Genomic DNA, 11,328 nt, shown 5'->3' on the forward strand with positions numbered 1-11,328 from the left:
TGATTATTTTAGGTTGGTGGTATAAGAGTAAAATAAGAGTAACTAAGTGTATTTGTTCTTGTAAATGTTTTAATAAATTTAGGATATTATGAAATGAATAAAAATGAGGTTTTTAATATAAGAGAAGTGTTAAAAAACATATTGGATATGGAAGAAGATAAAGCAACACTTATTTTGTCTCAATCCCTAACACATGAAGAACTTGATAGTCTTAATATTATATTAGCAAAATCACGATTATTAATTAATGGCCGTGCAAAAGAACTAATAGAGATGTTTATACAATCACATGGAGCTACTTTAGAACAGCTATTAGAACCTGAAATTAAGCGCTATTTTCGTGTTCATAATGAAAGATCACGTGATGGATCCATTGGATTACAAATAGCAGATCTTCTTTTATCTGGAACAGTACGTCCTATTGATGTTGCAAAAAAAATGAAGGAATTAGGTTTTTCATTAAATAATTCAACGATATATAATATAAAATATTTTTTATTGGACAATAATTTAATGACAATAAAAGGGGATCCAATTCCTAGTTATGAAGCCGCAATATTAAGGTATAAATCGCTGAAACGAACACCAAATTAAAAATATTATGGCTGCATAAAAATAAAAATTAGTAATTGTATATCACATTCTAAGTGACAATGTCACACATGGGATAGCATGATCGGTGCTATAGCCATCTTCATCAAAACTGCTATTAACAAGATGTTTATCTTCAGTATGATAATCGCTAACTTCAAATAGCGAGCCACGGTATTGGGCGTTAAACTCTTGAGATAATAAAATATAATCAAGCACTGAGCTTTTGGCACCGAAGTAGTGGGTTGGTGGGCGGGGCAATGTGGTTTGTTGTGTATTTTGGGTAAACAACGTCCAACTATCATATAAACGGTAATAACCAATTAAACGTTCAATATCACTGTCTGACATACCAAATACATTGCCAGCGATAAGTTGTTCTAAACATGCACTGGATATCTCATCATTGAAATCACCCATGAGTAGCATTGGACGCGTACTTGATTCACGTTGTTTTAGCATCGCTAATAATAATAAATTCGCTTCTGTGCCACGTAACATTGCCGATCCCCAACTGCCTAAGCGTTGGCCTGCAAAACGTGATAATGCCGTATTTGATGTCACAATGGTATCAGGTAGTGGATCGTCAAATAGGGAGCGCTTTGATTTGAAATGGGTGACATAGCAATCAGTCAAGCCAATATGGGGAATATCAATCGTGGCTCTAAGAGGCTTTCGACTAAAGTGAAAATCCGTTAACCCGAGTAATACTGCGGCTTGCTGATCAGCTGTAACTGTTGCGATTTCAGTAATTGGAAATTTTGATGCGATGGCCACGACAGGGCTGCGGTAGATGAAATCATCAATCACAGTGGGAGAATCGATTACCGCATAATAAGGGTAACCTGCTTTTTCTAACAGAGATTGCAGACTCTCACTACTAAATACCTCTTGAAAACCAATAATATCGGGTTGATTTTTATCGAGAAATCGCGTTATCCATGCTTGCTTTTTATGCCATTGTCCCATGGTATAAATATTTTGGAAATCATAATAAGCCATCGGAGGCTCAAGATAATTTAATAAGTTAAAGCTGGATATTTTAACTGTGGGTAATGGCACTTCATAAAAGGGCTGTATAACGTCAGACACTCTACACTCTCAATAACTATAGCCAAAGTGTATAACTTGGCTCTATGATTCCGTAAATTATTGATATGCAGCATACCAGAGTGAGATCTTAATAACAGTGATGCTTTGATATAAGTAAATTCATGCGCATTAACGAAACAATTTATTAAGGCTAGCTTTGGGAGTTTTGGCATATTTTTGCATTAATCCAAACGATACTTCATTAACACCGTATTGATGCTTCATATCGTCAATCATGGTTAGCCATAAGCGGGCAGTCATTTCTGAGTCGGCTAACGCACGGTGAAAGACACCATCATGATGAATATGCTTATAGTCGACTAATGTGCCTAGTTTGTGGTTTGGAGCATGTTGATATAAACGTCGTGCAATAAGCATAGAACATGCAAACTGATCGCTATATTTTCGATTAATTAACGCCAGTTCAGCATTAAGAAAACGCTGATCAAAAGAAGCATTATGAGCGACAAGGTTAGCATCACCAATAAAATCAGCAAACTCAGCCATAACATCTTTACAGCAAGGAGCTGTACGGAGCATATTATTACTAATGCCGGTATAGCTCTCGATAAAACTACTGACACGAAAGCCTGGGTTCATTAATTGCTGAAAATGCGCGATTACCTGACCATCTTCAAGTTTAACAGCGCCAATCTCAATTGCGCGATCACCTTGGGTCGGTGATAGGCCTGTGGTTTCAAAGTCGAGTACGATAACGTTATTGGCAGAATGAGAATTAAGCATTTGTAAATCTTTAACGATGAGAAGAATAGTATTGTAGCGTTATCCGTCCAGTTGTAAATTGTAACTAGTCAATTTCATGTCTCTTTTTAATGTCGGAATTTTCATTAAACAAACGTATTTTTATTCATTGCTAGGCTTAGTCGGCATATTTAATCCTATGAAGGAATTGATAGGGTGTTATTATTTACGATTAATAACTTGTCGCCTTCTATTATGAGTCAATTAAACGTTCTATGAAAAACAAATGCTACCACCAGATTCGCGATCATAAGCAAGAAAACGCTTTATTTATTAGAAGAGCGATTCAAGCTTTTGTTGGTATTTTGCTTTTAACCTGTGTGCTAATTGCCAACATTTATCATTTGCAAGTACAAGATTACAGCGAATATAAAGCACGCTCAAATAACAACAGTATTAAACTCATTCCTGTTGCGCCTAATCGTGGCCGTATTTATGATCGTAATGGGATGATATTAGCGGATAATATTCCCGTTTGTTCGTTAGAAATTATTCCTGATCAAGTCAAAAACTTGCCGCAAGTATTAATTCAGCTACAACAGCTCTTGGGTATATCCGAACAAGAGATAATTGCTTTCAATAAAGCAAAATCACAAGTGCAGGCATTTAAACCTGTAACTCTGATTTCGCATATGAATGATAAACAAGTTGCGGTGTTTTCAGTTAATGAATTTGCATATCCAGGGGTCGATGTTGATGCCCATTTAGAACGTTACTATCCTTACGGTGCCGCATTAACCCATTTATTAGGGTATGTTGGCAAAATTAATGATCGTGATATTGCTGCTTTAAAAAAGAGTGATAAATATGAGAATTATGAGGCAACTCGTACTATCGGTAAGTTGGGTATTGAGCATTACTATGAAGCTTTACTGCATGGTAAAACTGGCTATGAAACCGTAGAAGTCAACAGTCATGGACGTGTTGTACGTACGGTGTCTTATGTACCGCCGGTTGCAGGGAAAGATTTAAAATTAACGATTGATATTAATCTACAACTTTATGCTCAAAAATTACTGACACTACAACAAAAAGATCCTACAACAGGCTTAATGGTAACTAAAGTTCGTCGTGGCGCTATCGTGGCAATGAACCCGAAGAATGGGGCGATTTTGAGCATGGTTTCAAGCCCAAGTTATGACCCAAATTTATTTGTTCATGGTATTTCATCGAAAGCTTATGCGGCATTACTCAACGATCCTGCACGTCCGCTTATTAATCGTGCGACATTGGGTTTATATCCACCAGGTTCAACAGTAAAGCCCGAAGTTGCTGCAGCAGGATTAACAACAGGGGTGATTACCGAACATACTGTGCGTAATAATCATGGCTGGTGGCGTATTCCTAATAGTAAAAGCCGTAAATTCAGAGATGATATAGTACAAGGCTTTGCCAATGTTGATATTTATAAAGCGATTGAAAAATCAGTTAATACTTATTTTTATCAGGTCGCTTATGATTTAGGCATTGATCGATTATCAATGTGGATGACTAAATTTGGTTATGGTCAACACTCTGGTATTGATATCGATGAAGATTCAGCCGGTATTATGCCGACGCGGGCTTGGAAAATGGCACGTTTTCATCACCCTTGGATGCAAGGGGATACCGTGCCATTAGGGATCGGTCAAGGTTACTGGACAGCGACGCCAATACAGATAGCTAAAGCTACCTCGGTTGTTGCTGAAAATGGGGTTGAGCATCGTCCGCATTTATTGAAAGACATTATTGACGGTAAGGTTCAAAAACCTGTTACTTTTGCTGATTTTAAACCTCTTAGTTCTGTACCTCAAAAAGATTGGGCGATCATTAAAAAGGGTATGGAGCTTGTTGTAGAAAAAGGGACAGCTAGTCGAATGTTCCAGCATATGCCATTCCAAGTTGCAGGTAAAACGGGGACAAGTCAGGTCTATTCAATGAAAGATACGCAACATTATAATGCGAATGAGGTGGCTGAACATTTTAAAGATCATGCATTGTTTACAGGTTTTGCGCCGGCTAATGATCCCCGTATTTTAGTGTCGGTAATATTAGAACACGGTGGTTGGGGGTGGAATGCCGCGCCGATTGCACGAGATATTATGGAGTATGTATTAGTAAAGCCGACATTAAGCCCTCAGCCTAATGAGTTAGTCCAACAGCCATCACTTGTCGGGCATGCATCTCAAGCAGCTGTAGTGGCTAATTCCAATTAATTTATTATCGTTTAAGCCATGATGCTAATTGTTTGCCTCATGGCTTAAACGACATTGATGTGAGGTATCAAACCAGAGATTAAGCATTGCCAGTAATTCAGCTGCCATGTAAGGTTTACATAAAATATCGTCCATACCAGCATTAATGCAAGCTTCCCGCTCGGCGGTTGTCGTCCCTGCTGTTAATGCAATAATGGGCTTAGTGAAGTTTTGTTCACGTAATACTTTGGTTGCACAATAGCCATCCATAATCGGCATGCGGCAATCCATAAGCACAATATCAAATGATTTCTCGGCGATAATCTCTAATGCCTGCTGGCCATTATCAACGATAGTGACATTGATATTATGCTTTTGGAGCATTAATTGAATGATCATTTGGTTGGTTTTTAAATCTTCAACAACTAGAATATTTAATTTTTGTAATTCTTTATGTGAAATTTGAGGATGATTTGACAGTGTTTCATCAAGCGTACTTATTGTTAATGGTAGTGATACTGAAAAGGTTGTGCCCTTATTTGTTTTACTCGATAAGGTAATATTACCGTTCATTTGTTCACATAATTGTTTACAAATCGCTAATCCTAATCCTGTACCTTCATGACTACGCTTACTTGATATGTCAATTTGGCTAAATGGTTTAAATAACTTATGTTGTTGTTGTTTTTCAATGCCGCAGCCGCTGTCTTCTACAGTAAATATCAGGCAATCATTTTTCCAACTAAAATTTGCTCGTACAAACCCTTGATGGGTGAACTTTATCGCATTAGCTATGAGGTTAACGTAAATTTGTTTAAGACGATCTTCATCGGCATTAATTGAACGTGGAATGGTGGTGTCATAGTCGATAGTAAAATCTAGCCGCTTTTCTAATGCACGATGAGAGAATATATCTCTTAATTTTATAACTAATAAATGGCTATCAAATGGTTTTTCTATTAGCTCTAACATGCCTGCATTTATCTTACTGTAATCTAGTAAATCATTAATAATAGCGCGAAGCAGTTCACCAGAATGATTTAATGTTGTTAATAATTTACTTTGATTTTGGTTTAATTCGGTATCTTGCAAAAGCTCTGCAGTGCCTAATAAACCATTAAGAGGGGTACGTAATTCATGGTTAATCATTGCCAAAAAATCACGGGTTGCTTGTTCTGAGTCTTCGGCACGTTGGCGCGCGTGAATCGCTCTGCTGAGGGTAATTTGGCGTCTAATAGCAGAACGAAATAACTCACAAAAAAGCGCAAGATGTTGTTGAATGGTGGTTATTCTATTTGCAGGTGCTGATATTCTTGCCGCAAAATACCCCACAATATCATTGTTGTTAACTAATGCAGTCCAATAAAGGTTAGTCGTTGGATCCCATAAAGATATTTGATTTTTAAGCTTTGCTGGTGGTAGCCATATTTGTTCTCGGCCACTGCAATATTCACCACTAATAGTGATGTTTTCAATTGGCATGATAGAAATATAACACGCAGTAATATGATGACCATCAATAAGGCTTTCGATTAATTGCTGAATATTGTCACAAGAGGGCGCTCGCTTTAAAAATAACCGCGCATAGGTAAGGAGTAAATTTTCTATTTTTGTTTGATAGGCGAGTTGAGCTGAATCTAATTCTGCCTGTAATCGTAATTTTTCTAATGATTTTTCTAATATGTTATTTGTCTCAAAAAGCTCACGACTTTTCATCTCCAATAATTTTTCAGCCATAATACGAGATGCATGCTCTCGCTCTAGTTTGCGCTCTAATAACATAATATGGCGTTTTTCATCCATGTTAGTCACCTGTAAGTATTAATGAAAATCTGACATGGCTTTGTGATGTATTCATCGGTTGCATAGCGATGGTTAATGATTGATTAAAATAATTAGCACAGCCTTCTAATATACCCATACAAACATACCCCATACAACGAGCAGAATGATAATCCATGGTCATTGTTGATTGTGTTTTGTTGCTAAAAATAAATTTAGGTGGTGTGGCATCGGGGTAGAGTTTTTTTACTTCAATATGAATGTGCCGTTCTACTTTTTCTATAAAGCTGAAAGTATCATCATTTTCAATATTGGGAATAGGTAGGTTTTTTAATAACGTTGGAAAAACGAGCCGACCATAGGTTTGTTGAAGTTGTTGTGCGGGAATATTGGTAATGTGACTTAAGCTAGTGATAAGCTTGATTAATTGGCGGTGATCATAGCTACCAACAGTTGTATAAATACCAGCATCGTTAGCGTGATCAAACATTTGCTGACTTATCTCTAAACCAAACTGTTCTTCTACTATTGCAATAAACTCAGTGAAAATAATCCCTTTCATATCATCCCTTACCATCTAATGAGACTTAATCAACGTCATTGCTATGCAACAAACCTCTATAAGTTAAGTTGTATTAGTAATTATGGCAGAGTTTATTGAGGCGTCAAAAATACGAGTCTATAAGATTGTGTTTTGAGAGATAGAGAATAAAAATATCAAGATGCAATTTGATTACATCTTGATAAGTTATATCATTTTTGCAGAACGATGGTTGTTGCAGATTGTTGAGCAACATGTAATAAATATTGCTCCATGTCTTGGGTTAGTTGGCTTTGATTTGGAAATGGTAGTGCGTGGATATCACTGATTAAAGCCACTTTATCGCCATCGTTAATATCGGTATAAATCATACCGGTTGCGGCTGGTTTGCCATTATAAAATCCTACATAAAGTTGTGCTTTTTCATCTGCTTCAAACATAATTTGAGTTAGGTATTCAACAATAGCCTGTTGTTGTTCTTCTTGTTGCCAATAGCTTGAATACACTAATGCATAACGAATAGTGAGGGGATGACAATCAACAGGATAAAACGTTAACGATGATTCAGTTGGAGAGATAATTGAGTCGATAATCTGTGTAGACAGTTCTGAATGTGCGAGTTGATACAGATGTAAACCTTGTTCACTTAATGGGGTTGGAAATTCAGCATCAGTAATATGGCTAGCCATCCACGCGTTTTTTAAAGTAATCAGTTTTTCTGTAATTAGTGGCATATCATCACTTCTTTTATTCAATTATCGATACCATAACCTAAATTACGACAAGAAGGTATGCTATTTGATTATTTTCGATAAAATCCTTGGTTATCGAATATCGTCATTGAATAAAGTATGCGCGATTAAAATTTAAGGTGAATGTAAAAGAATAAAGTAATGGTTGTTATCTATAATATCGCTATATGATGCTGACTACTTATATTTTAATTATAAACCTAGCTATTAGGTATAAGAGTCAGAATGAAAAAATTGGTATTAGTAGCAGCGATCAGTGTTATGTTGGTGGGGTGTGATTTTTCGCATGCGCCATCATCTCAAACACAGACAAAAGCGACGACAGCAAACGCAGTTCAATCGATAGCGAGTGTTGAAAAGCAACTTCCTGATTGGATAAAAGACAATACCGTTACTTCGCCATTAGAAGCCATTGTCATGGGCGGCCATACTTACGATGCGGTATCTTATTGTAAGCCTCACGATTGTGCTAGTGATTTTATGATCACCTTAACGGCAGATAATAATAAAAAATATTCAATGGTTGTACATGTAAAAGATGTGCCTGATGCATTGAATACCCCCAGTATTTACGCAACATATCAATATATTGGTGAGCCTGATCAGCAAGTAAAAGATGTATTCACACAAGCCTTAAGCCAAAACCCTAACTGGCAATAAAAATCACCACGCTACAATTAGTGGTTATCAGAAATAGAGCGTTCAGTCTTGTACTGAGGGCTCTGTATTTCTTACCCGTCATTCCCTACAGTGAGGTTACGAACGAGATAGGGAATCTACTATCAGCGCGTTGTAGAGTAAAAAATGGAAACTAAACGGCGAGTGCCCGGTTTTGTGATTACTATCGGGATTCATAAGTGAAAATGTATCTGATTTATAATGTTTTTTATATTATTAGAAGATAAATGTAGGCGCATGTTCAAAGAACAAATTCGGGAAAGTTGTTAACTGTTTCTTTGTTACTTGTGCAATATATTGTACGTTTCAATTTTAATGAGTTAGACTTGTTCAATATTAAGTACAACTCAACAAAGAGGTAATTATGCGTATAGTTTCTTTTACTGAAGCTCGAAATGGTCTTAAATCTGTTCTTGATGGCGTAGTTAATGATGCTGACTGCACAGTTATCACTCGTCGAGATTCTGAAGATGCAGTTGTAATGTCTATGGATTATTATAATAGCTTAATGGAAACGATTTATTTATCTCGTTCTCCAGCTAATGCTGCTCATCTAAATAAATCAATTGCTCAATACAATGCAGGTCAAGCTACGGAAAGAGGCTTACTTGAATGAGTCGAATGTTAGCTTGGACTGACGATGCTTGGGATGATTACTTGTATTGGCAAGGCCAGGATAAGAAAACCCTGAAACGCATCAATAAATTAATTACTGATGCGAAGTGTTCTCCCTTCGAAGGTATTGGTAAACCTGAGCCATTGAAAGAAAATTTGGCAGGTTTTTGGTCACGTAGAATTGATGATACCAACCGATTAGTTTATGCAGTTAATGATGTACATTTGACAATAATTTCCTGTCGCTATCATTATTAATTTGAAGCGCAGTTAACAATCGTGTTAGCACGATTTGCTACATTCAGCGCTGTCATTTTTCCTTTAGTTTCAATGGTTAAAGTGCTCAAGTTTGGCTAGGTCTGTATAGTAGCAAACGTGTTATGCAGCTACTTGAATTTTTAGTCTGGAGATTAAATTGAAAAAGAAAAAACTGGAAAGATTTCAGTTTGATAAATTTATACAAGTGACTAAGTTACAAATAACCGATCTTATAGAAACTGAGTCTCCTGACTTCATTTTTAATTATTCTGATAAACGAATTGGAGTCGAAGTTACAGAAATTAAGCATCCGTCTAAAAAAGAAATAGCAGGTATTCAACGGTCAATCGTCCAAAGGGCTAAGCAACTTTCTAGTGATCTACCTGTTATAGAAGTTAAAATATCGTTCGTTAAGCCTGTTAACTACCGAAAAGGGAAAAAAGAAGAAATAGCTTTACATTTGATAGAGTTGGTTACCGATTCCATTCAAGAAGCTAAAGATGAAAATGGCTCTAAGTATAAAGTTCCTTTGCAACATAATAGTAGGGAGCTAGGTATTGGCGCTGTATATATAAATTACGGTATTTGTAATGGGGTCAGCTGGTTGAGCCAATCTCGTTGGTCATGTATTGAGTGTGGCTTTGTTTCACTTTCTTTTGAAAGTTTACTATCGGATTACTTTGAACTAAAAAATGTTAAGGTGTCTAGTTATCTAAGTAACTGCGAAGAATGTTGGTTATTAATTGTTTCCGATTGTAGTAAGAAAGATCAAATGTTTAGATTAGGTAAAGATGAGAATACTGTTTTTAAAACTGAATTTAGCCGTGTGTTTTTCCTTGAGCTTAGTAGTTTAAAACTAAATGAATTGGTCAGAGAATAAGCCACATAAGAAATAAGCACATGTGTCGCGCAGCCGATACCTATTCAAGTGTTGAACAAGCCCGAGCAACCTTACATAAGTAAATATTGCGAATATCATCAAGGGTGATGTTAAAAAGAAGTCGAGCTTTAGCCTTATCGTGAACCAATCAATTGAATTCATTGACGTCTTTTTGGCTTGATCACGTGGTTAATAGATCACGGATAGCTTCATTCCTCAACTTCCGAGATGACGGATAATGGGCTGAGTGCATACCAACCCCGTCATTCCCTACAGTGAGGTTACGAACGAGATAGGGAATCTACTATCAGCGCGTTGAGTTTTCAAACTAAATATACTATTACCAAATATTCTTATATTCATCATTAGTAGAAAATCCAGAAACTAAACGGCGAGTGCCTGATTTTGTGATTACTATCGGGATTAATAACTAAAAATGTATCTGATTTATAATGCTTTTTATATTATTAGAAGATAAATATGGGCGTAGGTTCAAAGAACAAACTTGGGTAAGTTGTTAATATAATAAGTTGTTAGGCATCATTTCTACTTCCAACTCTATAGGTTCATAATGGATGATTTTTTAGACGACTATGACGACATAGTTAGTGATTTAATATCTTCAAACTATTCAACTTTTGAAGAAAAATTAAAACAATATATTTCATATTGTACCCAGCCTAATGAAATGAACTTCTTATTAAGTGAAAAGTTACCTCCAGTCGATTTTGAGTCTTGGTATGAAAAGTGTAAATCTACTCAGGGTAGCTGGGTTGGGAGCGGTGAATTAAGTTGGCCATTAGATAAGCTCGAAAATCTATCAATGCGATTTGAGTTACTGAAATATATAGCTGAAGGTAAAACGGATGTTCCCGATTTTTGTTGTAGCTTTATGTACTCAGAAAATAATTTTAATATTATGGTTATGGAATTCAATGACCAAATAGTAGAACCACTAGCTAGAGACCTTAGAAAGATATTTACTAGATCTAGTGGTTTAAAAAATACAGTAAGCCCTATTCCTGTTGAGTTAATTAAAGCCTCAGATAACTGGTATCAAAGGCCAATTGGGCTTATCGGAATTGGCTTGTTCATATCAATTCTAGGTGGTGTTGCCACTGCAAAAGTGCTTGGCGCTTTATAAATGCCTAACAGATAAGGATATGTGTCGCGCAGCCGACACCTATCCGAAGTGTTGGACAA

12 protein-coding genes are annotated in these 11,328 nt (G+C 36.4%); 7 read left to right on the plus strand and 5 right to left on the minus strand.

Translation table 11 applies throughout. The annotated features are described in order from the left end of the window. The first annotated feature begins 93 nt into the window (after positions 1-93). A complete protein-coding gene (locus Q0V26_RS05345; RefSeq protein ID WP_297478865.1) occupies positions 94-594 on the plus strand; it encodes a hypothetical protein in 501 nt (166 codons plus the stop codon). A 42-nt stretch (positions 595-636) separates the two neighbouring features. Here Q0V26_RS05345 and Q0V26_RS05350 read toward each other — a convergent pair whose 3' ends face one another. Both Q0V26_RS05350 and Q0V26_RS05355 read right to left on the minus strand, forming a co-directional pair. Next, a complete protein-coding gene (locus tag Q0V26_RS05350; RefSeq protein WP_297478868.1) occupies positions 637-1,683 on the minus strand; it encodes an endonuclease/exonuclease/phosphatase family protein in 1,047 nt (348 codons plus the stop codon). A gap of 129 nt (positions 1,684-1,812) precedes the next feature. Next, positions 1,813-2,427, minus strand: a complete 615-nt coding sequence (locus Q0V26_RS05355; RefSeq protein ID WP_297478870.1) for a 3'-5' exonuclease — start codon at positions 2,425-2,427, stop codon at positions 1,813-1,815. A gap of 233 nt (positions 2,428-2,660) precedes the next feature. Between Q0V26_RS05355 and mrdA the strand changes: the two genes are divergently transcribed. Continuing rightward, complete coding sequence (gene mrdA, locus Q0V26_RS05360) at positions 2,661-4,640, plus strand: penicillin-binding protein 2 (protein ID WP_297478872.1); 1,980 nt, start codon at positions 2,661-2,663, stop codon at positions 4,638-4,640. A 24-nt stretch (positions 4,641-4,664) separates the two neighbouring features. On the opposite strand, the gene Q0V26_RS05365 is transcribed toward mrdA, so the two are convergent. From Q0V26_RS05365 to Q0V26_RS05375, 3 genes are all read right to left on the minus strand, one after another. After that, positions 4,665-6,422, minus strand: coding sequence for an ATP-binding protein (locus Q0V26_RS05365; RefSeq protein WP_297478874.1), 1,758 nt, complete (start codon positions 6,420-6,422; stop codon positions 4,665-4,667). A 1-nt stretch (position 6,423) separates the two neighbouring features. Continuing rightward, entirely contained in the window at positions 6,424-6,963 is a 540-nt protein-coding gene (locus Q0V26_RS05370) for a heme NO-binding domain-containing protein (RefSeq protein ID WP_297478876.1), read from the minus strand. A 191-nt stretch (positions 6,964-7,154) separates the two neighbouring features. Continuing rightward, the gene (locus Q0V26_RS05375; RefSeq protein WP_297478878.1) at positions 7,155-7,676 is read right to left on the minus strand and encodes a hypothetical protein; all 522 of its coding nucleotides are present in this window, start codon (positions 7,674-7,676) and stop codon (positions 7,155-7,157) included. A gap of 243 nt (positions 7,677-7,919) precedes the next feature. Between Q0V26_RS05375 and Q0V26_RS05380 the strand changes: the two genes are divergently transcribed. The 5 genes from Q0V26_RS05380 (at position 7,920) to Q0V26_RS05400 (ending at position 11,269) form a co-directional block, all read left to right on the plus strand. Then, the gene (locus tag Q0V26_RS05380) at positions 7,920-8,354 is read left to right on the plus strand and encodes an Ivy family c-type lysozyme inhibitor (RefSeq protein ID WP_297478879.1); all 435 of its coding nucleotides are present in this window, start codon (positions 7,920-7,922) and stop codon (positions 8,352-8,354) included. Positions 8,355-8,736: 382 nt separating this feature from the next. Continuing rightward, on the plus strand, positions 8,737-8,988 hold the full coding sequence (locus Q0V26_RS05385) for a type II toxin-antitoxin system prevent-host-death family antitoxin (RefSeq protein ID WP_065611806.1): 252 nt from the start codon (positions 8,737-8,739) through the stop codon (positions 8,986-8,988). Continuing rightward, a complete protein-coding gene (locus Q0V26_RS05390) occupies positions 8,985-9,245 on the plus strand; it encodes a Txe/YoeB family addiction module toxin (protein WP_297478887.1) in 261 nt (86 codons plus the stop codon). Before Q0V26_RS05385 ends, Q0V26_RS05390 begins: the two co-directional genes overlap by 4 nt. Before the next feature lie 157 nt (positions 9,246-9,402). After that, positions 9,403-10,125, plus strand: coding sequence for a hypothetical protein (locus Q0V26_RS05395; RefSeq protein WP_297478888.1), 723 nt, complete (start codon positions 9,403-9,405; stop codon positions 10,123-10,125). Between the two features lie 571 nt (positions 10,126-10,696). Beyond that, positions 10,697-11,269 (plus strand): hypothetical protein, encoded by a 573-nt coding sequence (locus Q0V26_RS05400; protein ID WP_297478890.1) that lies wholly within the window; start codon positions 10,697-10,699, stop codon positions 11,267-11,269. The last annotated feature ends 59 nt before the right edge of the window (positions 11,270-11,328 follow it).

This window comes from uncultured Photobacterium sp. (assembly GCF_947039875.1).
GTDB lineage: Bacteria > Pseudomonadota > Gammaproteobacteria > Enterobacterales > Vibrionaceae > Photobacterium.